General features: G+C 56.9%; 22 protein-coding genes. 8 read left to right on the top strand and 14 right to left on the bottom strand.

What is annotated here, in order from left to right; genetic code table 11:
- Positions 1 to 75: 75 nt before the first annotated feature.
- The 3 genes from ung to IE102_RS11185 all read right to left on the bottom strand — a co-directional run bounded on the left by ung (position 76) and on the right by IE102_RS11185 (position 2,598).
- Positions 76 to 759, bottom strand: coding sequence for a uracil-DNA glycosylase (gene ung, locus IE102_RS11195; RefSeq protein ID WP_189486639.1), 684 nt, complete (start codon positions 757 to 759; stop codon positions 76 to 78).
- 94 nt (positions 760 to 853) lie between these two features.
- The gene (locus tag IE102_RS11190) at positions 854 to 1,897 is read right to left on the bottom strand and encodes an NAD(P)-dependent alcohol dehydrogenase (protein WP_189486637.1); all 1,044 of its coding nucleotides are present in this window, start codon (positions 1,895 to 1,897) and stop codon (positions 854 to 856) included.
- Between the two features lie 74 nt (positions 1,898 to 1,971).
- The gene (locus IE102_RS11185; protein WP_229807717.1) at positions 1,972 to 2,598 is read right to left on the bottom strand and encodes an RluA family pseudouridine synthase; all 627 of its coding nucleotides are present in this window, start codon (positions 2,596 to 2,598) and stop codon (positions 1,972 to 1,974) included.
- A 74-nt stretch (positions 2,599 to 2,672) separates the two neighbouring features.
- Here IE102_RS11185 and IE102_RS11180 point away from each other — a divergent pair, with 74 nt between their 5' ends.
- From IE102_RS11180 to IE102_RS11165, 4 genes are read left to right on the top strand one after another with little or no spacing between them, the layout of a single operon-like run.
- A complete protein-coding gene (locus tag IE102_RS11180) occupies positions 2,673 to 4,019 on the top strand; it encodes an anti-phage deoxyguanosine triphosphatase (protein ID WP_189486633.1) in 1,347 nt (448 codons plus the stop codon).
- Positions 4,020 to 4,027: 8 nt separating this feature from the next.
- Positions 4,028 to 4,570 (top strand): glutathione peroxidase, encoded by a 543-nt coding sequence (locus IE102_RS11175; RefSeq protein WP_189486631.1) that lies wholly within the window; start codon positions 4,028 to 4,030, stop codon positions 4,568 to 4,570.
- Complete coding sequence (locus IE102_RS11170) at positions 4,571 to 5,080, top strand: MOSC domain-containing protein (RefSeq protein WP_189486629.1); 510 nt, start codon at positions 4,571 to 4,573, stop codon at positions 5,078 to 5,080. It begins immediately after the preceding gene.
- On the top strand, positions 5,077 to 5,769 hold the full coding sequence (locus IE102_RS11165) for a DUF6445 family protein (protein WP_189486627.1): 693 nt from the start codon (positions 5,077 to 5,079) through the stop codon (positions 5,767 to 5,769). Before IE102_RS11170 ends, IE102_RS11165 begins: the two co-directional genes overlap by 4 nt.
- Here IE102_RS11165 and IE102_RS11160 read toward each other — a convergent pair.
- Positions 5,766 to 6,557, bottom strand: a complete 792-nt coding sequence (locus IE102_RS11160; protein WP_189486625.1) for a glycoside hydrolase family 16 protein — start codon at positions 6,555 to 6,557, stop codon at positions 5,766 to 5,768. The two genes, IE102_RS11165 and IE102_RS11160, sit on opposite strands and share 4 nt — an antisense overlap.
- Before the next feature lies 1 nt (position 6,558).
- Entirely contained in the window at positions 6,559 to 9,123 is a 2,565-nt protein-coding gene (locus tag IE102_RS11155; RefSeq protein WP_189486622.1) for a beta-N-acetylhexosaminidase, read from the bottom strand.
- A gap of 394 nt (positions 9,124 to 9,517) precedes the next feature.
- Between IE102_RS11155 and IE102_RS11150 the strand changes: the two genes are divergently transcribed.
- Positions 9,518 to 10,540 (top strand): glycosyl hydrolase family 18 protein, encoded by a 1,023-nt coding sequence (locus tag IE102_RS11150; RefSeq protein WP_189486620.1) that lies wholly within the window; start codon positions 9,518 to 9,520, stop codon positions 10,538 to 10,540.
- On the opposite strand, the gene IE102_RS11145 is transcribed toward IE102_RS11150, so the two are convergent.
- The 4 genes from IE102_RS11145 to IE102_RS11130 all read right to left on the bottom strand — a co-directional run bounded on the left by IE102_RS11145 (position 10,530) and on the right by IE102_RS11130 (position 18,429).
- On the bottom strand, positions 10,530 to 12,014 hold the full coding sequence (locus IE102_RS11145) for a tryptophan halogenase family protein (protein WP_229807716.1): 1,485 nt from the start codon (positions 12,012 to 12,014) through the stop codon (positions 10,530 to 10,532). The genes IE102_RS11150 and IE102_RS11145 overlap by 11 nt on opposite strands.
- On the bottom strand, positions 12,011 to 13,519 hold the full coding sequence (locus tag IE102_RS11140) for a tryptophan 7-halogenase (RefSeq protein WP_189486618.1): 1,509 nt from the start codon (positions 13,517 to 13,519) through the stop codon (positions 12,011 to 12,013). The genes IE102_RS11145 and IE102_RS11140 overlap by 4 nt, the downstream gene beginning before the upstream one ends.
- Positions 13,516 to 15,039 carry a tryptophan halogenase family protein gene (locus tag IE102_RS11135; protein ID WP_189486616.1) on the bottom strand — a complete coding sequence of 508 codons (1,524 nt, stop codon included), beginning with the start codon at positions 15,037 to 15,039 and terminating at the stop codon, positions 13,516 to 13,518. The genes IE102_RS11140 and IE102_RS11135 overlap by 4 nt, the downstream gene beginning before the upstream one ends.
- Before the next feature lie 153 nt (positions 15,040 to 15,192).
- Positions 15,193 to 18,429, bottom strand: a complete 3,237-nt coding sequence (locus tag IE102_RS11130; protein ID WP_189486614.1) for a TonB-dependent receptor — start codon at positions 18,427 to 18,429, stop codon at positions 15,193 to 15,195.
- A 464-nt stretch (positions 18,430 to 18,893) separates the two neighbouring features.
- Here IE102_RS11130 and IE102_RS11125 point away from each other — a divergent pair, with 464 nt between their 5' ends.
- Positions 18,894 to 21,257, top strand: coding sequence for a beta-N-acetylhexosaminidase (locus IE102_RS11125; RefSeq protein WP_189486612.1), 2,364 nt, complete (start codon positions 18,894 to 18,896; stop codon positions 21,255 to 21,257).
- Complete coding sequence (locus IE102_RS11120; RefSeq protein WP_189486610.1) at positions 21,254 to 22,387, top strand: acyltransferase family protein; 1,134 nt, start codon at positions 21,254 to 21,256, stop codon at positions 22,385 to 22,387. The genes IE102_RS11125 and IE102_RS11120 overlap by 4 nt, the downstream gene beginning before the upstream one ends.
- A 57-nt stretch (positions 22,388 to 22,444) precedes the next feature.
- On the opposite strand, the gene IE102_RS11115 is transcribed toward IE102_RS11120, so the two are convergent.
- From IE102_RS11115 to IE102_RS11095, 5 genes are all read right to left on the bottom strand, one after another.
- The gene (locus IE102_RS11115) at positions 22,445 to 23,215 is read right to left on the bottom strand and encodes a GIN domain-containing protein (RefSeq protein WP_229807715.1); all 771 of its coding nucleotides are present in this window, start codon (positions 23,213 to 23,215) and stop codon (positions 22,445 to 22,447) included.
- Positions 23,216 to 23,243: 28 nt separating this feature from the next.
- Complete coding sequence (locus IE102_RS11110) at positions 23,244 to 23,813, bottom strand: DUF1700 domain-containing protein (protein WP_189486608.1); 570 nt, start codon at positions 23,811 to 23,813, stop codon at positions 23,244 to 23,246.
- Between the two features lie 3 nt (positions 23,814 to 23,816).
- Positions 23,817 to 24,176, bottom strand: a complete 360-nt coding sequence (locus IE102_RS11105; protein ID WP_189486606.1) for a PadR family transcriptional regulator — start codon at positions 24,174 to 24,176, stop codon at positions 23,817 to 23,819.
- A gap of 168 nt (positions 24,177 to 24,344) precedes the next feature.
- Positions 24,345 to 24,692, bottom strand: a complete 348-nt coding sequence (locus IE102_RS11100; RefSeq protein ID WP_189486605.1) for an ArsC family reductase — start codon at positions 24,690 to 24,692, stop codon at positions 24,345 to 24,347.
- A gap of 53 nt (positions 24,693 to 24,745) precedes the next feature.
- A complete protein-coding gene (locus tag IE102_RS11095) occupies positions 24,746 to 24,925 on the bottom strand; it encodes a hypothetical protein (RefSeq protein WP_189486603.1) in 180 nt (59 codons plus the stop codon).
- 207 nt (positions 24,926 to 25,132) lie between these two features.
- Here IE102_RS11095 and IE102_RS11090 point away from each other — a divergent pair, with 207 nt between their 5' ends.
- Positions 25,133 to 25,384: a hypothetical protein gene (locus IE102_RS11090; RefSeq protein WP_189486601.1), complete on the top strand. Its 252-nt coding sequence runs from the start codon at positions 25,133 to 25,135 to the stop codon at positions 25,382 to 25,384.
- The last annotated feature ends 13 nt before the right edge of the window (positions 25,385 to 25,397 follow it).

Genomic DNA, 25,397 nt, shown 5'->3' with positions numbered 1-25,397 from the left:
ACGCTCAGTGTACTTTGCGCGGAATTAAAATCGAAAAACCCAGCATCAGGGCGACCTGTTGGCTGGGTTTGGCTTTTATAGGTTTGGCAATTGCCAATCGATGGGGTTGAGGCCTTTTGAATTAAGAAAATCATTGGTTTTTGAAAACGGCTTTGAGCCTAAAAAACCGTTGTGGGCCGACAGTGGCGACGGGTGGGCCGATTTGATCACCAGATGCTTTTCGGCGTTCACAAAGGCCGCTTTTTTCTGTGCATATGCCCCCCACAGAATGAACACCACCGGATGCGGCAGGTCATTGACTGCCCGGATGACGGCGTCTGTGAACTTTTCCCATCCCTTGCCCTGATGGGAGGCGGCCTGCGCCATCTCAACCGTCAGCACCGCATTCAGCAGCAGCACGCCCTGCTTCGCCCAATGCTCCAGAAACCCATGACGAGCGGGTGGGATGCCGAGATCGGCCTGTAGTTCCTTATAAATATTGACCAGTGATGGCGGCGTTTTTACGCCCGGACGCACCGAAAATGACAGGCCATGCGCCTGCCCTTCGCCGTGGTAGGGGTCCTGCCCCAAAATCACTACCCGCACCTGATCCAGCGGGGTGAGATTGAGGGCTGCGAAATATTCCGAACCCTTGGGGAATATCCGTTTGCCCGCCGCCTTCTCAGTCGTCAGGAAGGTTTTCAGCGCCTGCATATAAGGGGCCGAAAACTCTGCATCCAGAGGAGATTTCCATTGCTCATCAAGGGCGATATCAGCCACGGCCACCTCCGCAAATTTGCACGTTAGAACACCGTGACTCTTATCCGAAGGTCAAGAAAAAAGGCCCCGCCAGACTGACGGGGCCTTTAAATCTTTAGCCTTTGAGCGTCGCCATATCGATAACGAAACGATAGCGGACATCGGATTTGATCACCCGCTCATAGGCGGCATTGATATCTTTGATATCAATCACTTCGATGTCGGAAACGATATTGTGCTCACCACAGAAATCGAGCATTTCCTGCGTTTCCTTGATCGAGCCGATCATCGAACCGGCCAGTGACTTACGACCGGCGATCAGAGCAAAGGCGCTGACCGGCACAGGGTTATCTGGCACACCCACGAGCACCATGGTGCCATCGACCTTGACCAGGCTCAGATAAGCATTCCAGTCGATCGGGGCCGAGACGGTGTTGATGATCAAGTCGAACGTACCCGCCAGAGCCTCAAAAGTTTTCGGGTCATTGGTCGGATAATAATGATCGGCCCCCAGACGCAGGGCGTCGTCCTTCTTCGCCATCGACTGACTAAGGACGGTAACCTCTGCCCCCAGCGCATGGGCCAGCTTCACGCCCATATGGCCAAGACCGCCCAGGCCGATAATAGCGACCTTCTTGCCCGGCCCAGCGTTCCAGTGCTTAAGCGGCGACCACAGGGTGATACCAGCGCACAGCAAGGGTGCTGCGCCATCAAGCGGGAGGTTGTCCGGCACCGACAGGACATAGCCTTCCTTGACGACAATATGGTCGGAATAGCCGCCGTAGGTCGGCTGGCCGCTGGCGTCACGGTCGTTATAGGTCTGGGTCAGGCCGGGCAGGTATTGCTCAGCATTCTCATCGCGCGTCTGGCAGTGGACGCAGGAATCGACAAAACAGCCGACACCGACGCGGTCGCCTTCCTTGAACTTGCTGACCTTGGCGCCAACCTTGGTCACAACGCCGACGACTTCATGGCCAGGGACCTGCGGATAGATGCCGGGGAACCATTCGTCGCGGACCTGGTGAATGTCAGAATGGCAAACGCCGCAGAATTGAATATCGATAACCACATCGTCATCATTAGGTTCGCGGCGCTCGAACGAAAACGCTTGCAACGGGGCTTTCGGCGCAAGGGCGGCATAGCCTTTGGCGGTGCTCATGGGAATGTCCTTATTGTTCGGGTTACAGATGCCATATAGGCATGACCGGAGCGGGGTTTAAGGGCCGCCGCGCCCTAAAACTTGACCTCAGAGAAATAATCCACAGGCTGTTGCGTGTCTGGGTGCGGTAGCCGCAAAAACTGCGCATGCAACAGCAGACGCGCACTCAAGGCGCGCACCTCATCTGAGGCATAAAACTCATCACCGACAATAGAATGACCAATCGCCATCATGTGGACGCGCAACTGGTGCGAGCGCCCAGTTATGGGCTCAAGCTCCACCCGTGTCCGGTCGCTAAGGCGCTCAAGGACGCGGTAGCGCGTCAGGCTGGGCTTGCCGATATCATGATCAACCATCTGGCGCGGCCGGTTAGGCCAGTCGGTGATCAGCGGCAAGTTAACCTCGCCTTCATCGTCCGCCATGCGCCCGGCCACCACCGCCACATAGCGTTTATCAACCTGACGCGCCTCAAACGCCATCGACAGGCTGCGGTGGGCCGCTTTGCCACGCGCCATGACCATCAGACCGGAGGTCGCCATATCCAGCCGGTGTACGATCAGAGCATCAGGAAACGCCGCTTGCACGCGCACCGCCACACAGTCCTGATTGGCCTCACCCCGTCCCGGCACACTGAGCAGGCCTGCGGGTTTATCGACGACAACCAGATAATCGTCGCTATATATAATCGGCGGTAAGGACATGGGTGTCTCATACCCCATAGCCATTTCCGTACAAGCCGGGAATCGTTTTAAGTCTGATGGATACGGAGATTGACATGAACGATGTATGGGAAGCGCGGCAGAAACCGGAGCGCAAGGCCGACGACGATGCCCGCTCGCCCTTTGACGTCGATTATGCCCGCATCATTCATTCGGCCTCATTCCGGCGTCTACAGGGCAAGACCCAGATCCTTAACCTTGGCGACAGTGATTTTTACCGCACGCGCCTGACCCATTCGCTGGAGGTCGCCCAAATCGCCGGCGGACTTGTGCGGCAGTTTCAGACCTTTTTCAAAGACCACCCCGCCTGCCCGCACCTGCCGCCGATCAGTCTGGTGCAGACCCTGGGGTTTGCCCATGACCTCGGCCACCCGCCGTTCGGACATGGCGGGGAGACGGCGCTGAATTACTGCATGCGCAATGACGGCGGCTTTGAAGGCAATGGCCAGACCTTGCGGATACTCACCAAACTAGAGAACTTCTCGAAGGCCAACGGCGCCAATCTGACGCGGCGATCGCTGCTGGGGATTTTAAAATATCCGGTGGCTTATAGTTCCGCTCGCAGTCCTGAAATTGTCCCGATCATAAAGGACGGCCCATCAGCCATCCGCATTATTGATCGCCATGCGTCTGAGCCGCCCAAATCTTATTTGGATTGCGAAACGCAAGTCGTTGAGTGGGTGCTATCACCACTACCAATTGCCGATCGCAATCAATTTCAAGCCTTTGATATTAAATACGGAAAGCACGCCCGAACGCGCCACAAATCGCTTGATTGCTCGATCATGGATATTGCCGACGACATCGCTTACGGCGTCCATGATTTTGAGGATGCGATCGCCTTGGGACTGATCCGGGAAGGCGATTTCAGGCGCGCGGTGAGCGAGCCTGACTGCGCGGTGTTCCTGAATTACCTCAACGAAAAATACCCGGACAAGTGCGGCAACGATGTCTATGAACACTTTGTCCATAGCTTATTTTCGGATTCTAACACCCGTAAGATGTTCATCAGTATTCTGGTGCGGTTCCTTATGGCCAATGTCCGCCTAGACGATAACGGCCTGTTTGATGAGCCCCTGCTGCGCTACCGGGCAGGCATGACCGGAGTGCAGCACCATTTCCTCAAGGCGCTCAAGGACATCGTGTTCGATAAGGTTATCAAAAGCCCGCAGGTTCAGCATCTGGAATTCAAAGGCCAGAACATGGTCGTGGCCGTGTTTGAAACCTTTGAAAGCGACCCGAAGGCCTTTTTACCCACTGATGCTTATGAGAAATTTGCGGCTTCAGGGGGTGACAAACGCATCATATGCGACCACATTTCAGGCATGACCGATGGCCACCTCATGAAGACCTATGAGCGCCTGTTCAGCCCGCGCATGGGGTCGGTATTTGATAAACTGTAAGGACGCGTATGACCGACATTGCTAATATTCCGCTCACCACCATCGATGGTGCACCGGCCACGCTCAACGATTATGCGGGCAAGGTGTTGCTGCTGGTCAATGTCGCGTCTAAATGTGGCCTGACCCCGCAATATGAGGGTCTTGAGGCGCTGTACCGTGCCCGCAAGGATGACGGGCTGGTCGTGCTGGGTTTTCCGGCCAATAACTTCATGGGCCAGGAACCGGGCAGCGAGGATGAGATCGCCAGTTTCTGCTCGCTGACCTTTGATGTGACCTTTCCGATGTTTGCAAAGTTAAGCGTCAAGGGTGAGGATCAGCACCCGCTCTATGCCGCCCTGACCGAGACCGCCCCCGTCACCACCGGCGATGAGATCATGAAGGCCAAGCTGCAATCCTATGGCCTGGCCTCGCCCGCCCCCGGCGAAGTTTTATGGAATTTCGAGAAATTCCTGGTCGGCCGTGACGGTCAGGTCAAGGGCCGCTTTTCACCCGATGTCACCGCCGATGACGAACGGTTGCAAAGCGCCATCAATGCGGAAATTACTGCCTAAATGGCGCTCAATCCGGCCTCCCCTCTGGCGCAACTGATGCAGTCCCCGGTGCGCCCCGGTCGTGTAGAATGGATTGGCATCCGTCCGGCCCGACTCGCGGCTATGCTGACACCTGACTGGATCGAACTGAACCCACAGGACGGCATTGTTGGTGACCGCTATCTCAGCAAAACCACCGGCAACCGCCATGTGACGCTTATCCAGAGCGAGCATCTGATGGCCATCGCCGGTTTTCTGGGGCGCGATCAGATCACGCCCGAAGACCTGCGCCGCAATATTGTCGTGTCGGGCCTGAACCTGCTGGCGCTCAAGGACCGCGAGTTCCGGCTGGGAAGTGCAGTGCTCAAAATGACCGGCGACTGCCATCCCTGTTCACGCATGGAAGAGACCTTTGGCGAAGGCGGATATAACGCCGTGCGCGGCCACGGCGGCATCACCGCACGGGTGATTGTTGCGGGCAACGTGTCGATTGGCGACGCTATATTTCCCGTAGAGGCTCCCGTTCTATGACCCTGCGCCTCAACCGAAATGCCCGCCCGCAAAAGCTGGAGGTTGGCCGCAGTCGGTCGCGCATTGTGGTGATTGATGACGCCCTGCTGAATCCGCAAGTGCTGGTGGACGCGGCCCATGTGGCTGAGTTTCAACGCCCGACGACGCTCTATCCCGGCCTGAACGCCCTACTGCCGCCTGAACTGGCCAATATCATTGTGGCTGGTGTGCGCCCTCTGCTCGACAAAGCCTATGGCCTGCCGATGGGCGCCCCTATCAGTGGCAGCGGTTATTTTGGGCTGGTTACCGACGCCCCCGGCGACCTACATCCGATGCAGACCATCCCGCACTATGACGTGGCCGATAGTGAGGCCCTAGCGGTGCTGGTCTATCTGTGCGGGCCTGAACACGGTGCCACCGGCTTTTATCGCCATAATGTCAGCGGGCTCGAAACCCTGACGCCTGCCGGTGCCGATGGCTACAACCGCCACATAAGCGCTGGCCTGCCCCGGTTTGAGGCCCGCCCGCGCCGTTATTTTGAGGGTTCGGATGCCGATTTCACGATGATAGGCAAGGTCGAGGCGCAGTATAACCGGCTGGTCATCTATAATTCCAACCTGCTGCACTCAGCCATAGTTGACCCTTTGAGGCTGTCCGCTGATCCCGTTCAGGGCCGCCTGACTGCCAATATGTTCGTCACGCGGGCTTAGTTGGGTTTCTGATACACCCGCACATAGTCGATGTGAAATTCTGCCGGCAAGACCGCGTCATCGACCTCTCCGGCCATAGCGCCACCAATCGCCAGGTTGAGCAACAAATACTGCGCTTTAGCGAACGGCCACTGGGCAGCACCAGTGCCTTCATTTTTGTAAGTGTGGTATTTGCGGCCATCAACGAAGAAGTCGATTTTATCGGCCGTCCATTCGATCTGGTAATCATGAAAGGCCGAGCAGGCATCCGGCATGTGAATACTGCTGCCTTTGCCGAACGTACCGGCGGTCGAACGGTTATGAACGGTGCCGTGAATAGTCTCAGGGTCTTTGCCCACATGCTCCATGATGTCGATTTCGCCGCCATCAGGCCAGCCCGCGGTTTCCCCCAACATCCAGATCGCGGGCCAAGTGCCTTTGCCGCACGGCATCCTGGCGCGGATATCAAAGAAGCCATAGGTAAAGGCACGCTTGCCCTTTGAAATCAATCGCGCTGATGAATAGGCTTGGCCGCCATAGTCAGCCATGTCTTTAAGCTGTTCCTTACGAGCGGTGATGATCAGCTTGCCACCGTCCTGACGGGCATTTTCAGGGCGGTTAGCCGAATAGTACTGAAGTTCATTATTATACCAGCCGCTCTTATTGGCATGGGTGTCATCGCTCCAGTTGGCCGGATCGGGCAAACCGTCCGCCGTGAACTCATCGGCCCAGACCAACTTGTAACCCGCAGGTGCCTCAGCCTGAGCCGTGCCAGCCATTAGGGCGGCAATGGCAATCACTATACGCATATTATTCCCCCACCTTGGATGAGCGCCCGGCGCGTTTGCCGTCAAACGTCCGCGCCCGGACTTCGACCGCCCCCGTAACCGCGACCGGCCCGGTGTAGCTCTGCCATTGCCCACCTGCCAGACGGTATTCAACCGGATGGGCGAACTCGGTGTTGACCTCCAGCTTGCCATCCACGATCCGCGCGCCCGGTGGCGCGATCCTGTATTCGACACCGGCAGCCTCAAGGGCTGCCAAATGCACCGGCATCTTATCGCGAAAGGTCTGCCAGTCTTTGGCTTGGGCTACCCGATCAACCTTGCCGTCATCATAGGTGTAGGTTTCGCCCGCCTTATAGGCCGGTTCCCACGCTGACTTGTGCCACGCACGCTCGGCCAGACCCAGCACGCGCGGAAACAGCATATAATCGACCTGGGCATCACTGCGCACAGTTTCCGACCACAACTGCCCTTGCAGGCCCTTGAATTTCAAACCGGCCTTAAGCGGGGTCGTATCGTCGATCTTGCCGGGTTGGTGCCTAATAGTCTTGAGCCACGAGGCATTGGCCGGGATATTTTCCGGGATAAAGCCAAACACCTCATAAGTATCGGTCACGCGTGACGGCCAGTCGTAGCCTCGCTCCATCGGATCAACACTTTGGGGGATATCGAAATAGAAGGTGTCGGGGATTGAAATCACCACATCCCAGCCGCGATTGGCGTGGTTATGGGCCTCAGCCGCCGCCCCCGTAAACAGGCCGCTCCAGATATTGGACTGAACGGCCTTGGGCATTTTGGCGGCATCGGTATGGCCCATGCCGTCGCTCCAGCCGGCCGCTTCGATACCGCGTTCGGCCAAACGGTTTGAGACCTTTTCGATAAAATAGGCCGATAGTTGTTTGGGCTCCAGCTTTTCCGTCGCCATCAGCTTTTGACAGGCGGGTGACTGAGACCACGCCCCTGCCGTTTCATCGGCGCCGATATGGTATTTTTTGAGTGGCACACCGGCGGCGGCGTGCATGGCCGCGACCTCATCAATCACCGTGTCGAGAAAGCGGTAGGTCGCGGGGATACAGACATTGAGCGTATTATCGTTATAGTGCTGAATGCTGTCGTAAACCGTGGTGTCTTCGGGTTCGACCAGCCGGTAAAGATTGGCCTCATCCGGTTTGCCCTCAGCCATCAGGCGGCGATAACGCGCCTCCATCGAGCGCACCGCCGCGCGCGAATGGCCTGGCATATCGAACGACGGAATGACCTCGATATGGCGTGCCTTGGCGGCCATAAGGATTTCTATGTAATCGACCTGACTGTAGTAGCCATTGACCGGGGTGTCGGCGTCCGGCCCGGCCCCCAGTTGCGGCAAAAGGCAGGTGTCTTCCTTCGGATCATGGCAGCGCGTGCCGCCGACCGTCGCCAGTTCCGGCAGCGCCTTGATCTCAACCCGCCAGCCTTCGTCTTCGCCCAGATGGAAATGCAGCTTATTCAGCTTATATGCCGCCATCTGGTCGATGATTTTCAGCATTTCCGCCTTAGAATGGAAGTTACGCGCCACATCGACATGCAGACCGCGGAACGGCAGACGCGGGGAATCTTCGATCAGGACGGGCTTGAGCTTGGCTTTGTCGTGGGCCGCCTGCTGGGCCAGCGAGGTCAGGCCGTAAGCCGCCCCTATGGCATCCGAAGCGGTGATCGTAATCGCTCCGTTTTCAGCTCTTAAGCCATAACCTTCCGCCGCGATACCCGATTTGGCATCAACTTTTACCATCACTTTCGGGCCGGACGTAAAGCCCGCCACCCCGGCGTCTTTAACGCCATCTAACGCGACCTGAACCGCGCTATGATCCACCCCCTTGAGGGCGAGCGTTACCCCGCCGGACAGATCCACCGCGGCCCCTTTAAGCCAGGTGACCTTGGCCGGGGTCGGCAGGATGACGATTTCAGGCTTGGCCTGCACCACTGTCCGCGCCGCGTTCTGCGCAAACGCCCGCTCCGGCGTCAGCCACCGGGTCAGGTCATCAGCGTGTTTGGTGCCAAGTTTCGCCTCATCCGTCATCGGCGCCACAAACGCCAAACTCTCAAGACCGGTTTCGGGATCGATAACCGGCTTTGTCGCCGCGATGGTCGCCGCTTTCAGGCCGCCCGACACCGCATAGACATTGGGCATAGGGTAATAGGCCGAATAAAACTGCCCTTCGCCCCAAACCTTAATCCTGATCGTTTGTCCGCCCTTGAGCTTCACACCGGGCTTTGGCGTCAGGGTATAAAGATCGCCGTTGATGAATTTGAGATCAAACTGATCGCTCTCGATGCCCAACAACCGCGTGACGAAACTGGCATAAAGCGTGAACTTCCCTGCCGCCAGATCATCCGGCAGGGTTTGCGGCACACGCACCTCAATTTCAGACAGGAAACAGCCATTGCCACCCTGCGGGCAGGCCGGTTTATTGTCCTGAATGGTGTAGCGGTAGCCAAGGTCGGCCGCGAAGCGATCCAACTCACCTTGCGACAGCTTCACAGGCGCGGCTTGCGCCCACGCCGCCCCACTCATCAGCGCCGCCGCAACCCCTGCCAATAGCCATGTTTTCATGATCCGCTCCCGTTGCCCCAAATCTGTAAAAAACGGAGCGCGCCGCGACCATACCACAGCGGGCGCGCTCCGGAAGTCGGCTTACCGAGGGAAGGAAAGCCCTTTAAGATCAGACCGCGCCGACATGTCCGGCGGCGTGCCTGATGGGAAGTCTTTCGCGTTTTCACGCTGATATCAAGCTAAAAATGATTTTTTGGTCTATATTGGTATTTATTTTGATATATTCTTTTTGCACATTGTTATTCCGCGCATCTCACCCACATTTTTACGCATTAATTTCAATATATTATATTAAATTAGACGATTTTTCAAAAAATGAATGTTGCAAATGTGTAGCTTTTGACGCCATCATCCACCAAGCACAGATATAAATATCGGGGATAAAACAATACCAATGAATACCAATCATGCAATCCTGATCGCGACTTTGCTGGCCACCCAGCCCGCGATCGCGGAACCCAAAGCTCCGGTCGTTATTGGTTATGTTCCGGCCTTCAAAGGCATGGGCCCGATCATGGCCAACAGCGACCTCACCCAATACACTCACCTCAACCTGTCGTTCGTCAATCCTGATCCGACCGGTGCTGTGGCGATCAACGGGGCCATGACCTGCATGCCAGACAGCGGCGGCGCCCAGGTCACCGGTGAGGCTTTGCGCACCGCGGTGACACTGGCCCACGCCAAGGGTACCAAGGTGCTGGTATCGCTGGGCGGCGGGATTATTCCGCAATGTTCCGGCGACTGGCGGATTATGCTGGAACCGCAAAATCTTGAGGTCGTGGTCGCTGATCTGATCAAGCTGGTTGATGACTATGGCCTTGACGGCCTAGATGTGGATATCGAAGGCACGCTGTTGACCGAAATCGATAAGGCTGGAAACTATACGCCCTTTATCAAGGCTTTAAGTGAAGCTCTTAAAGCGCGTGGTAAGCTTTTGACCTGTGCTACGGCCTCCTACGAAGGCGGCATGATTCCGGCATCGTCGATCCCCTATTTCGATTTGGTCAATGTCATGGCCTATGATGCCATCGGCCCAAGCTGGGGGACAGCGGGCGACGAGCATTCGCCGCTGTCTCAGGCCGAACGCGATATGGATCTGTGGCGCGCGCGCGGTGTCCCGAAAGACAAGCTGGTGCTGGGCGTGCCGTTTTATGGCTACGGTTTTGGTGAATACAAAGACGGCTACGGCGGGATGCGCGACCTGATTGCCCGATATGGTGACGATATTCTCAAAGCCGATGTGATCGGCAAACGCTGCGGCGGATGTTCATATATCACCTATAATGGTCTGGAAACCCTACAGAAAAAGGCCAAACTGGCCGCTGATAAAGGCACCGGCATCATGGTGTGGGAAATATCCCAGGATACCGAAGACCACCGCCTGATCAAAACCGCCAAGGCCGCCCTTAAGGAGTGATGATTTTGGCAATGTAGTCGGCGTGACGCGGCAGATCCGCCAATCTCATCGCAACATGCCGCCGGACCTCATCCAGCCGCAGACGCAGTTCATCATCGGGCAGTCGGTCAGCGATGGTGTGATAATCATCGGGCACCCGCCCCTGCCCCATCAGGATCGCAAACCAGTTGGTGTCCTTGAATAGCTCAAGCACCGTCGGCATGACCTGCCCACACGACTGGTAAAGCTCCAGTCGCGCTTTCAGGCTATCGGGGATCTCATAGTTGCGGCAATAGGCCCAGAACGGCGTGTCGTCGCGCTCAGTCACATGATAGTGCGCAATCAGGAAGTCCTTGACGGTGGTGTAGTCAACTTCCATTTCCCGGTTAAAACGGTCTATGGCAGCGGGCACAAAACCAGATTTGGGATACATGCCCAAAAGCCGGATAACACCGGCATGGATCAGATGAATACTGGTCGATTCCAGCGGCTCAAGAAACCCGCTCGATAGCCCCAACGCCACGCAGTTTTTGACCCAGCTTCGGCGCCTACGGCCGGTGACAAACTTCAGCACCCGCGGCTCAGCCAAAGCATCACCGTCCAGATTGGCCATCAGGGTGTCGGTCGCGGCCGTTTCTGAGATAAACGCGCTGGAGAACACATAGCCATTGCCGATCCGGTGTTGAAGCGGGATGCGCCACTGCCATCCGGCGTCGCGCGCCGTTGAACGGGTATAGGGTATAATCTGATCCGAAGGCGCCACGCACGGCACCGCTACCGCCCGGTCAGCGGGCAGCCATTTCGACCAGTCCTCATAACCGGCTTTCAGCGCCTGCTCGATCAGCAGCCCGCGAAAGCCGGAACAGTCGATAAAGAAATCGCCCGTCACCACTGCGCCATTTTTCAGCGTCACCGACCGGATAAAACCGTCATCGGGATTTAACGCGACATCGGTAATTTCACCTTCGATCCGTTTAACCCCGCGCCTCTCGGCATAGCGGCGCAGGTAATTGGCATATAGGCCCGCATCGAAATGATAGGCATAACCGACAGCCTGTCCTTTGGCGGCGCGCGCAAATGTCCCCGCCCGCGCCGCCATCGTCTCCAGATTATAAAGCCCATAGTCTGCGGCCACGCCGTCCTTCAATCCCCTGAGCATAAAGTGCTGAAAGGGTATACCGTCGAAATCGCGGCCATAGACGCCAAACGGATGGAAATAGGCGTGACCCGGCGCACGCCAGTTGATGAACTCGATCCCCAGTTTGAACGTCGCCTTGGTCTCACGGATAAAGTCGTCTTCGTCGATGCCCAGAAAGGCATTGAAATCCTGAATGGGCGGGATGGTCGCCTCGCCCACCCCAACCGTGCCAATCGCGTCCGACTCGATCAGGCACACCTCGTGATGTTCGGTACCAATGGCGCGCGCGATCGCCGCCGCCGCCATCCAGCCTGCGGTTCCGCCGCCGACAATAACGGTTTTACGCACCCCCATCATGCTGTTGCGGTAGCCTGCACCACCGCCATCAGCGCCTCTTCGTGGGGCGTCATAATGCCGATCTGCTGCTTGATGGATGCCAGATGGTTCTGGAAGGTGCGGATCGTGGCGGCGTCATCGGCATGGTCGATCTGCGGATCATAGGACTTCGGGATCAGGCCATGACCGATAACCAGCATCTGCCAGCTATCCTCATTGAAACTTTCATGATCATAACGCACCATCAGGCCGCGCGCTTCAAACACCTTAAGCTTATAGGCCAGGGCGTCGGGTGTCGTCATGACACGCGCCCTGTCCCACAGCGGATCGTCAAAACGCCGGTTAAGCCTATAGCGCACCAACTGATAATCACGCAGGCGGCGGTAATGATCGGACACGGTTTCATTATAGATTTCGCGCTCAATCGCCATGTCTGCCGTCACCGGATAGAGCGCCACCAGATGACTGAGCGCGATCTGAAGGGACTGTAGCGGTGCTGCGTCCAGCGGGTCAAACCGTGCCGCCGCTTCACCCACCGCCAGACAGTTTTTCACCCACGGCTGCGGGCGCATACCCTGCGCCATGTCCCGCACCGTAGCCCCCGACAGGGCCTGCCCCGACAGGCTGCGGGCGGCCTCAAGCGCCTCATAATCACTCAGCCGTTCGCCATCAAAGGCCATCTGAAGCGTGGTCTGGCTTCGTTGCGGGTACAGCCCCCACCAGCCATGACGGCTGGCCGACACCTGAGCATAGAGCGGCAAGGGCCGGAACACACCCGTCGCCGCCGTCAGCAGCCGGTTGCATGGGTAAAGATCGCGCCAGCTTTCCAAATCCGCCGTCTCAAGCGCGCCGATTAACCGCCCCTGCGCGCCCGTCGCGTCGATAAACAGATCCCCTTCGATGACCGTGCCATCGCTGGCCAAAACCGCTGAGATAGCCCCGTCTTGCGCCCGTTTCAGCCCAAAATGCTCACCGGCATAGACCGTGGCCCCACGGCGCATGGCAGCGGCTTTCAGAAACGAAGCCAATCCGGCCGCCATCAGATGATAGCCGTATTCACTCGGCGCCGTGCCCGCCACTGCCCGCGCAGGCATTAGCAAATGTCCGGTCTGGGCCGCCATAGCGGTGAGGTTGAAGGTTTCATACTCAGCGGGCAGACCCATCTGCCGCGCCCGCACCCAATGCTGCACGAAATTGGTGCTTAAGGAAACGGGCCCCGTTGGTCCATAAGCGTTCATGAACGCGCCCTTGCCCGAAAAATTGGCAAAGCGCTGCCCCAGACTGAACGCTCCGGCTCCCGATTGCAGTACCGCCGCTTCGGGCAGGTTCAGCAGCCGCATGAATTTACGAAACTCCGGCAGGGCCTCGCACACATCCGAAGGCGTCAGGTTCGAGCGGGTCTCGACCACACTGACCTCAACGCCGTGGGTCGCTAACGCCCGAAGCACCGTATTGGCACTCAGCCAGGCATCGATATCACTGCCGACGATAACGACCCGCTTAGGCGGCACAGGCGACGCAATCATCTCACGGCCTCCATCGCCTTACCGGCATCACAATAGCTGCGGATAAAGTCATCATGACCCGGCATGGTGGCCACGCCCTCACGGATCAGCGTGCGCAGATCCGTCATCCGCGTCATCAGCGCCTCGCGGTCCATAGCCTCAGCCAGCGCATCATAGCGCTCCGGCGTTATATCCTGACCAAAGAACACCGCCTGCCAACTTGGCGGCGCAAACAGACCGTCGGCATAGGCATGGATATAGCCGCGGTGCTTAAAGCGGGCGATCTTGTCACGCAGACTGTCGGGGATGTCCATGTCCCGGCAGTATTGCCACATCGGCGCGTCGGTGCGGGTATTGGCATGATAGTGCAGGATCAGGAAGTCACGCACCCGCTCATATTCGACATCGATCAGGCGGTTAAACTCATCTTCCAGAGTCTGATCGATCACGCGGTCGCGGGGCAACAGGCGCAACAGGAAGGTAATCGCCATCTGCACCAGATAGATGCTGGTCGATTCCAGCGGCTCCAAGAATCCGCTGGCCAGACCGATGGTCACACAGTTCTTATGCCAGCACTTATCCCGCCGCCCCGCGGTAAAGCGCAAGGGGCGCGGATCGGCCTGCGCGGCCCCGTCCAGATTGGCCATTAGTGTAGCTGCGGCCTCATCGTCCGAGATAAACCGGCTGGAATAGACATAACCATTGCCGGTGCGGTGCTGGAGCGGGATACGCCATTGCCAGCCGGCAGCCCGCGCCGTCGAGCGGGTGTAGGGTGTAATCTCGTTTGTGGTTCGGTCACAAGGCACCGCCACCGCCCGATCACACGGCAGCCACCCCGTCCAGTCCTCATAACCGACCTTAAGCGCACCGGAAATCAGCAGCCCCCTGAACCCCGAACAGTCGATAAACAGATCGCCCGTGACCACCTCGCCTGACGCCAAGGTCACCGACCGGATATCACCACTATGCTGATTAAGCGTCACATCGGTGATTTTGCCCTCGATGCGCACAATGCCGCGCGCTTCTGAAAACTCCCGCAGGAACCGCGCATACAGAAACGCATCGAAATGGTAGGCATAGGCATAGGACGCCTTGACCGAATTGCCATCGCGCGACGGAAATTCAAACCGGTTTTGCTTTGAGGCCACTATGGCGTAACAAAAATCCTCAAGCGGCGTCTCAAGGCCCTCAGCCCGGGCCCGCAGCCACATCTGGAAAAAGTCGGTCGCCCCCATCGGCGCGCCGAACTTTCCGAACGGGTGGAAATAGCGGTTGCCGATCTTACCCCAGTCGACAAACTCGATGCCTAGCTTGATCGTGGCTTGGGTCTTACGCATAAACTCGGCCTCATTGATGCCGATATAGTCGTTGAAATCCTTGATGTGAGGCAAGGTCGCCTCACCGACCCCGACCGTGCCGATCTCATCAGATTCGATCAGTTGCACCTCGACCTGCTCCCGGCGCGTGACACCGGCAAAGGCCGCCGCACACATCCAGCCCGATGTTCCGCCCCCGACAATGACGACTTTCAGTTTATGCATTCCGCCCTCACCTTTTGGTCAGGATGATTACAGACAAATCATAAGTCCACAAGCGTTCAGAAAAATAATTTAACCATGAAAATCAGTTTATTATACAAAAATGGCGCACCACCGATCAGGTGATGCGCCATATTCCAAACCGCTAAGGACGGTTTAGTATTTAAGCGTCAGACCAACCTGAACGCGACGGTCATTCTTGAACCAGGCGTTGGGCTTGAGCAGGCCATCGTTATTGACCTGCTGCAAGAGCACGGTATCTTCACCAAGCAGGTTCGAGCCCTGAACCGATAGTTCCAGTGTATCATTCACTCGGTACCGCACCGAACCATCAAGATACCCGGCCGCTTCCTGCCAGATGGGCAGACCCGTACAACAGTCAATGGCTGTCACCAGGAACTCATCGCGCCAGTTATAGGCCAGACGGGCCGCGATCTTACCCTTTTCGTACATCATCACGAGGTTGTAGGCATTCTCCGATACACCTTCCAGAGCATCAGCCTTAACCGCCGTACCATCATAGGATACGCCGCCGCCCGCCGTTCCCTGACCGGTTTCATTGGTTAGGTGAGTGGTCTCAATGCCGTCATTCTTGACGTAGGTGTAGTTGGCCTGAACTCCCAGACCGTCCCACGGCGCCGGCAGGAAGTCGAAGAAGCGCTGATAAGCCACTTCAAAACCGGAAATCTTGGCGCCATCACCATTCATAGGCCCCTCGACCAGAACAGAACGGGTCACGCCGTTATTGGTCACGTCCAGATTATAGGTGCCGTTTTGAATGTAATTATTGAACTTCTTGTAGAAGGCGGTTGCGGTCAGCGACCCGACCGCCGCGAAGTAGTATTCCGCCGTGATGTCAAACTGATCCGCCGTGATCGGCTCCAGATAGGGATTACCGGAATTGGCCTGATACTGCCAGTTATAGCCGACAATATCACCGGCTGTATTGCGAATGATGTTCGGGTCACTGCTGTTCGACAGGTTCGGGCTGATACGGCCAACCGTCACATAATTACGCAGCAAACCGACATCCGGACGCGACATGGCACGAGACGCCGCTAAACGCACGACCCATTCATCGGTGACATCAAGTTTCAGGTTGAAGCTGGGCAGCCAGTGCTCGTGCTTGGCCTTGGCTGACGAGAGCATAAAACTACCATTGTTGAAGGCAATTTCTTCAGCCGAAGTTACGCAGCCGTTGGTCGGCGGCGGCACAGGCGCCCCCGGCGGTACGTCTGCAGGCGTTGGCCGTGTACAGACCAGCGCTGCGTTTGAGAAAGCCACCGGGTAGGTAACCGATCCTTCAGTGGTGTCTGTTGTTTCTACGTAACGCGCACCGATGTTGCCTGAAACCCCAATCCCGCCGATGGTGGCATCCGGTCCGCCAAATTTCAGCATGAAGTAGGCCGCTGAAGTCTTTTCATTAAACTCAAGAATTTCGTTTGGCTTGTAGCAGCCATAGTCGCTAACGATGGTTTCACCCGCACGATAACCCATATTGGAACATACCGGCGCAAAGTCATCACCCGTCAGAACATAGCCCGGCCCCTTGACGCGATCAGCCCGGAGGGTCTCACCAAAGCCTTCGCGGTCCATCAGGCGATCCATGCTGAAGAAAGCAAAGGTGTGCTGGTTCATCTGATTGCCGTCAAAGAAGTCGGAATCAAAGGTGTAGAACTCATATGAGCCATCACCGTAGATTGGCTTATCGATATTATAGTACGGGCCGGAGCTTGCCCAGGTATTGGCGATATTAGCCCAGTTGTAAGCGCCCCAGCGCACGGTTTGGTCACGGTCGGCATAACGCACCCCAACCTTGATCGAGTCGAGCCACGTGCCGTCAAAATCGTATTCGGCATCGGCCCGCAGCGCCAGTTCGGTGCCTTCTGAGTCTTCGGTATGCTCAGTTACAGAATAGTATGAATAGTTGTTGGCGTTATTCAAACCACCCGGCGACAGGTTGATGTTTTCCGCCGATTCAGGCTCAAACGTCAGGGTTGGATATTTACCCGACGCATCGACATAGGTGTTAACGAAGGTACGCGCTGTGGCTGAAGCGTTATAGTTTTTCACTTCGGATTCGACATACTGAGCATCAAAATTCAGACGCAGTTTCTCAGTCGGGTTCCACTTAAAGTTAAGCGAGGCGTCTTGAGTATACTGGTTGTTTTTTAGACGGTTGGATTGCGTATCCAGTTGTGACGCCTGACGCCCGACGCAGCCTTCCCACGAATAGCACTGATTAAAGTAAGGCTGCCCTAGTTCGTTACCGGCCAGCAGCAAGCCCGCCGCAAGACCCTCACCACGGTACAGCGTTGGGGAAGACCACCATCCGCTGACAAAATCACCCTGATCGTTAAACACCAAAGGATCAGTGCCACTGAGCGCCCCTAAAAGCGCCGGATCGGTGACAATTGAATCCGTGGCCGCACCATAGATGGAAAATGCCGAGGAATAGATTGAGCGCTCTTTCCACGAATTATCATAGGTTGAGCGATTGAACTGCGCCGTGGCGACCATGGTACGGTCATTGGAGCGCCACTGACCAGCCAGTGATATGCCTTTACGGCGGCGGTCATAGATGTTTTCGCGCATATAGATGCCGGACGGCACATAGCTCAGACCAGGCCCGAATGCATCGACATCAAAAATGGCCATACGGTCATACTGCACACCTTCGGATGCCGTGATGACCTTGGAATAGGCGAGGTTCCCCATCAAACCGAACTCACCCAGCTCAGTTTCCCAGCGGTCGGACCAGATGCCCGATACGGACGGCGCCCATTTTTCGGCGCGATCACCATATGAAAAATCAACCGTCAGGCCCATTGACTGGCCCTTGGAGTCAAACGGCAGACGGGTACGCAGGTCAATAGAACCGGCGATGCCACCTTCGATCAGTTCCGCCGTCTGGTTCTTATAAACATCAATGCGGCCCATCAGTTCCGGCGAAATATCACCCCAGCTCAGGCCCCGCGACGAGTTGGCCGAGAATGTATCACGACCGTTAAATTCTGAGCGCACCTGCGGCAGGCCGCGCACGATCACCCCCGAAGGTTCTGCCGAAAAGTGCGAGGTGTCGTCCGTACCGGCAAAGCGCGTCACGGTGATACCGGCCACCCGTTGCAGGGCTTCGGCCACCGACTTATCCGGAAAGGAGCCAATATCCTCAGACGTGATCGAATCGACGACCGTATCGGCGTTACGCTTGATCTGCTGCGCCGATTGCAGGTTTTTACGCGCGCCAACCACCACGACCTCGGTCGTATCTGTATCGGCAGCAGCCTCCTGAGCCAGCACAGGCCCCGCAAAGGCCAGAACGGCCGCGCTCGCCAGCACCGATCCCGCCAAGAGACGGCGACGTGTGCGCGACATCTTAGGTAAACTCTTCATACCCTGAAACCCTCCAATTTATCCCCGGCCGCCACTTCCCCTGAATGAAAGTGACTTTGGCCCATAAAGTCCGCGATAACGCCGATAAAGACGGCTGCCGGATAGTTCCCCAACGACATTGCCACCCGCCTGACGCATCCATACCACTTGGACATTTCAACCCGCGTAAGCGGCTTTTCATAATCACACCGGTATTACCAATTAAATATTGGCATTATCAACAAAACACAGTTCCCAAAGACTGTCTACACAAAAACGACACAATGTCAGACCATTGCAAATTCCGAATTTATTACGTTGTTTTATATAAATATTTTCAACATAAATCAAAATAACACACATACAATACGGCTATATAATACCTCAAATGCAACAGAGGTCATAAAATTACATTGACAGTGTGTTATATTTAACCCCCTAATTTAGGCGTCAAAAACCACACAAAACCACTCAAAGGTATCTAATTGGTAGCAATTAAAAACGAGCAAAAAGGCACAATTAGCACCCTGGCGAGAAACCAATGCCGCAAGACCATAGGCTTTGGTCTTTTGCTTGGCGGGATATTTGCCGGATTATATGCGCCTTCGGCTCGCAGCGCTGAGGCTGTGCAAGCGGTTCACATCACGCCGGCACCCGCTGACCTCGCCACCAGAGACGGCCACTTCCGGCTGGCTTCCGGCATGGTCATAGCGACCGCAGCCGATGATATAGAAGCCTATGGTGTCGCCCGGCAGTTTCAAACCCTGCTCATGCAGACAACCGGGGTTCGCCTAACGCTCGTTAACACCTCTCAAACCCCATCCGCTATTCGCTTTCAGCGCGGCGACGTCGAAAGCTCTGCTATCGAAGCCTACAGGCTTGATATCACCCGCGACGGCATCACCGTAACCGCCCCCCATCGCGAAGGGCTGTTTTACGGCGCCATGACCTTATGGCAATTAGCCCAGCAGAACCCGACCCTGCCTGCCCTCACTATAAGGGATCAGCCCCGCTATGGCTGGCGCGGATTGATGCTCGATTCGGCCCGTCATTATCAGAGCCCCGCCGATATCCGCCGCCTGATCGACGCCATGGCCGCCCATAAGCTCAATGTCCTGCACTGGCACCTGACTGACGATCAGGCATGGCGGCTGGAGATCAAGCGCTACCCCAAACTAACTAAGGCTTCGGCCTATCGCCAGCTTGCCGGGGCGCAAGGGTTTGACACTAAAGGTCGCCCGCTACGCTACGGCGGCTTTTATACTCAGGATGACGTGCGCGAACTGCTCGCCTATGCCAGAGCCCGCAACATAACTATTGTGCCGGAAATTGAAATGCCCGGTCATGCGCTGGCCGCCATCAATGCTTACCCGGAATTTGGCGTCACCGGGCAATCGCCCAATGAGAGTATGAACAAATGGGGCGTCTATCCCTATCTCTTTAATATAGACGATGCGACGTTCCAGTTTCTGACCGATGTGCTGGATGAGGTCATGGATCTGTTCCCCTCCGATTACATCCATATCGGCGGCGATGAAGCCATCAAGAACCAGTGGCGCGCCAGCCCCTATATCCAGCAGCGCATCAAAGAACTGGGCCTGAAAGACGAAGACGAACTACAAAGCTGGTTCATTACCCGCATAGGTCAGCATATTGCCAAACGCGGACGGCGTATGATCGGCTGGGATGAAATCCTCGAAGGCGGTCTGGCGCCTGATGCCACGGTCATGAGTTGGCGCGGGCTTGATGGCGCCGTCGCAGCCGCAAGTCTGGGCCACGACACGGTTTTGTCGCCGGAGCCCGTGCTTTATCTCGACAGCGCCCAAAGCGCCTCACCGGATGAGCCTCCGGGCCGCGGACGGATCGCAAGCCTGCGCGATGTCTATGACTTCGACTCCACACCCGATGGCATTACGCCGGAGCGCGAAGCCCACATCATCGGCGTTCAGGCTAATGTCTGGACCGAGCACATGCGCCATGCCCGTAAGGTGGAGACAATGGTGTTTCCGCGCCTGATCGCCCTGTCCGAAGTCGGCTGGTCGCCACAGGACAAACGCGACTGGAGCCAGTTCAGCGCTGCCCTTCCCGCTACGCTGAAACGACTTAATGCGCTGGGGGTGACCTATGACACCATTCCCTTTGAGCCTGATATAGCGTTTGAGCGTGCAGGCGATACCACCAAGGTCACTCTGATCAATCATCTGGGAATCGGTGAGATACGCTATCGCCTGAATGGCACGGCCCCAACGCCTTACGGCGTAGCGCTGAATGTGAATATGCCTGCCCACATTACGGCACAGACCTATATCAATGGCACACCTCTGGGCCGGGAACGCACCTACACCATTTCCGCCGATACGGTCGCCACCCGGAAAAACCATCAGTTACAAACCTGCGGCGAACCCTTCCCCCATCACCTTGAGGACGACGCGCCCGGCGAAGACCGCGCCGTGTTTGCCGTCAATGTCTATCAATCCTGCTGGCTGTGGCCGCAGGTTGATTTGTCCCACGGCCTCAATATCCGCGCAATCGTCGGTCAGGTGCCGTTTAACTTCCTGACCGTCAATGGCCGCCGCAAGGTCAGTTTTGAGCCGCCCGCCACAGCCTATGGCGAGATGTTTATCCGCAAACGCATCGGTAATGCTCCGACCTGCGAAGGCGAAACCTTGGCCACCTTAGCCTTGCCCTCCACGATCATAACCAACCTGCGCCTGACGACCATTACCGGCGCAGTGCCCGCACAATCAGGCCTCAACGACCTGTGCATCGGATTTACCCGTCCGTCTCTTGATCCGGTCTTTGCGATCGATCAGATTACCCTCAAACCCGCCTCGGATAGCCAGCCATGACCGATACCGCAAAACCGCCCCGCCTGATCTCGCTTGATGTCCTGCGCGGGCTGACCGTCATGGGCATGATCCTGGTCAACGCCACCGCCGGCATGAAGTACGGCCAGAATGCCGAGGTTTACCCGCTGTTGCTGCATGCCCATTGGGACGGGCTAATGATCGCCGATGTCGTGTTTCCAGCCTTTCTGATGATGGTCGGGGTATCCATTCCCATGGCCCTTGATCGGGCGCGCCAATTGAGCGGCCTTAACCGCGATCAGGCTCTCAAGATTTTCTGGCGCACGTTCCGGCTATTTCTGATCGGGTTTATTCTGGCCAATCTGTGGTGGTTTTCGGCCCTGTCGGAAACAACCTGGCGGTTCTGGGGCGTGCTTCAGCGCATCGGTCTGGTCTACGGCGGATGCGCTGTGCTGTTTTTCCTGTGCGGGCCAAAAGTCCGTATAGGCATTACCGTTGCCATTTTGGCGCTCTACTGGCCGCTCAGTCTGGCACCCGCCCTTGATGGCCTGCCGAACGACATATGGCAGCGCGGCCATAATTTCGTCGCCTCAGTCGATCGGATTATGTTCGGCGCAGGCAACCACAACTATGTTAAAGGCCCCGAAGGCTATGACCCCGAAGGGCTTCTGGGCACCCTGCCCGCACTGGCGCATGGCTTGATCGGGGTGGCCATTGGCGAATATCTGCTGGGCCGTAAGGGCAAAAACTCAGCCCTGCCGTTGCTGGGCACCGGTGTCGCCATGCTGGCAGTCGGCATCGGCTGGGCCTTTGTGTTTCCGGTAATCAAGGACATCTGGTCCAGCACATTCGTGCTGGTCACCTGCGGCATCACCACGATCTGTCTGGCAGGACTTCATGCGGCACTTGATACCGGCGCCAAACCCAATGCGGCGGGCACCGCCCTCGTCAACATTCCGCTGGCCTTTGGGATTAACGCCATCGCCGCCTATGTGCTGCATGATCTGGCGGCGGGCATGGTCGGCTGGCAACTGACGCTGCTGCCTTATCATGCGGCCAAACCGTTGATCGGCGAAGCCGCCGCCGCCCTGATCCCGGTCATTTTGTTCATCGCCTTCATCTGGCTGTGCATGGACTACCTGCGCCGCAAAAAATGGATCATCAAGGTTTGATCCTGCTGAATTCAGGCCCGCCGTGCCATCAAAGCAAGTCGGGCCTGAAGTATGTACCTACTCCTGATCGACGCTGCCGAGGCCGGATATATCCGTACTGACACTGGCCGGCTTGCCTTTCAGGTCGACATTTCCGGTTCCGGAAACCGACACATTGACCTTGCCGGTGGCGGCAATTGTGGCATCACCGGCCCCGCTGACATCGATATTGGCATCGACGGTTTGCAGACCCTCAAGTTCGGCATCCCCCATTCCGGAAATGTCGACATTCAGCGCCTGCGTGCGGCCCGTAACCTCAGCCTGACCGGCTCCGGAAATATCCAGATCAAGCTTTGGCTGATCGTAATTGATCACTTCAAGATCACCAATGCCGGAAATCCCAAAGCTGGTGACCGAAGGGGCCGTGATTTCAACCGTAAGGTGGCCGTTGTTCGGCCGAAACTTACCGCCGTTCCAATTGAAATTGATGTGCTTCTCCTCGTCCGAGCCATCTTTTATCGTCAGGCGGCCACCGTCGAGCACCACCTGATCGACCATAGCCTTGTCACCGGTGATTTTCACGGACGCCACCGGCCCCTGCGTATAGATCACATCCGCCGGTATGTTGATGTCGAGCCGGTCACCACCCGTCCAGGTCAGGGTGCGGGTTGTGGTTTCCGTAGCCTTGGTGGTGCTGCGGACGACGATGCTGTGGTCGCCGTCCTCGAACCGCGCCCAGTTCCATCCGTCCGCGGCCATGTCGCGGCTGAACAGGGCGGCGGCAATGCCTAAGCTGACCACCGACAGGACAAGGCCCGCACCCGCGACGATAAAGAGTTTGCGTATCATGATAAAATCTCCTTCAGAGGGGCCAAAATCAGGCCGACTGAACATTCAGGGCGGGTTTCAAAAGGCGGTAATGCAGACGCGCATACCAGACGATGCCATTGACGAACCAGATGGTCACGGCGGCCGTCAAAGCGGCGACCGTCACAGACGCGGCCATCAGGCCAAGCCCGCCCAGCAATGAGGCCGCAGCCCCACCCGGCAAGCCCATGAACGGCCCGGCGGCAAACAGTGCGCCCCCGCCAATGAAAGCGCCAACGGCCCCGAAAAAGAACCCGACCAGGGTTCCGGCAATGGCCATAACAATCGGCAAAAGTACCAAAATATCGAGCGCCCCCAGACCAATAACCGCAAAGACGGCGGTCACCGCTGACGACGGCGTTTTGGAGTCTTCCCAACGCTTCATGCCGGCTTCGGTGCGCAGTTCGCGGGCCAGACGCTCCGGATCACCCAAAGCCTGAGCCACTTCGGCTTCGGTACGGCCCGCGGCGGCCCCATCGGCAAAGTGGGTTTCGTAATCGGCCACAATATCGGCAATGGCGCTGGCCGGAAGGTCAGACAGACCGGCCTTAAGTTTAGTGAGAAATTCAGTACGGGTCATGGATCAGGCCTCGTTTACGGGTTGCGGTTCGGCGGGCTCAGCTATGGGCTCAAGCAGGGCGTCAACAGCGCGGGCAAACCCGCGCCATTCGTCGCTTTGCGCCTTAAGCGCCTGATGACCCGCCGGGGTCAGACGGTAGTATTTGCGCGACGGACCGGATGAGGATTCGACCAGATAGGTTTCCACCAGACCGTCCGTCTGCATGCGCCGCATCAGGGGGTAGATCGTCCCTTCGCCCATGCCGATCGCGCCTGACAAGAGGCTGGCGATCTCATAGGCATAGTTTTCACGGCGGGCGAGCACGGCCAGGACACACAGGCCCAGCACGCCCTTTTTAAGTTGTATATCAATAGGTTCAGGCATTTTCCCATCCTTCCGCCGAAGCGTTCGGGCTGCGGTGATCAATCTCACCGCCTGACTACCTATTTATAGCAAGCTACCATTCATTACAAGATACCTATCGATACATAACACATTTGTAATGTTCACATCAGAACAGAAAAAAGCCCGCCGGTGTGGCGGGCTTTCAGGTTATGTAAACAGCCTCTCATATATTTCCGGCTTGAAACCTGCGATGAGTTCGTCACCCGTGTCCAGTATAGGCCGCCGGATCATCGACGGCTGCGCCTGCATCAGCCGCAACGCCTTGGCCTCATCCAGATCGGCGCGTTCTTCTTCTGGCAATTTCCGAAATGTCTGACCGGAGGTATTGATCAACTTTTGCCAGCCGATGCGATCCGCCCAGCCCTTAAGCACCGCGGCTTCAATGCCCAATGCCTTATAGTCATGGAACACAGCCTCAATGCCGTGCGCCTCCAGCCAGCGGCGGGCCTTGACCATAGTGTCGCAATTCTTGATGCCATAGATTTTCACGGCCACGAGTCACTCCTGAGCAATGTATATCTGCTCATAGCCGTCCTGCGGACAGGGTTTCAACCCGGCATCAGCTCCTCAAGCGACTCTTTCCACGGCAGGTCTTCATAGCGCGGGGTGAACCCTGCCGCTTCGTAGGATTTTCGCGTGGTAACAAAATCCACTTCGCCATTGCCGTAAACCACCAGTTCTTCGCGGTTAAGGCCACACCCGCGATATAGGCCATACATCTCAACCATGCACTGTCTCCCGATGTCCCGGTCAGTTCTCACCGAAACATATCCCCTGACGCGCGAATTTTCCATTCACCCCCGGTAAACTTACCGCGAGCAGACATTCATAAGGCTCGCCTTATGAGCGAAATGCGCTCAATGGTTAACTTGCCAATTGCTCTCTTATGTCCTTTGCCGGACAGTAAGTGACCCCACAATCATAAGGAGGAGACCATGACCACCGCGATAGTCCCCGATCATCGCCTGCTCAATCAGTATCTTGACGCGGTACTGCACGCCTTTTCGACGGGCAAACGCCCCCACAGTGATACCCGCGAAAAGATCATCTATGTCATTCAGGCCGCCAGCCAGAACGATGCGGAGCTTGAAACCTATCTGCGTCAGGAAATTGAGGCCTATAACCGCCCCTCAGCCGGACGGCGCCGAGTCATGAAACCGCTGAGCGTCACTGAGCCTACGCATTAAACGCACCTATAGC

This window comes from Asticcacaulis endophyticus, from assembly GCF_014652575.1.
Lineage (GTDB): Bacteria > Pseudomonadota > Alphaproteobacteria > Caulobacterales > Caulobacteraceae > Asticcacaulis > Asticcacaulis endophyticus.
Note: the sequence above shows the minus strand (reverse complement) of the source record. Positions and strands in the feature narration are given on the sequence as shown.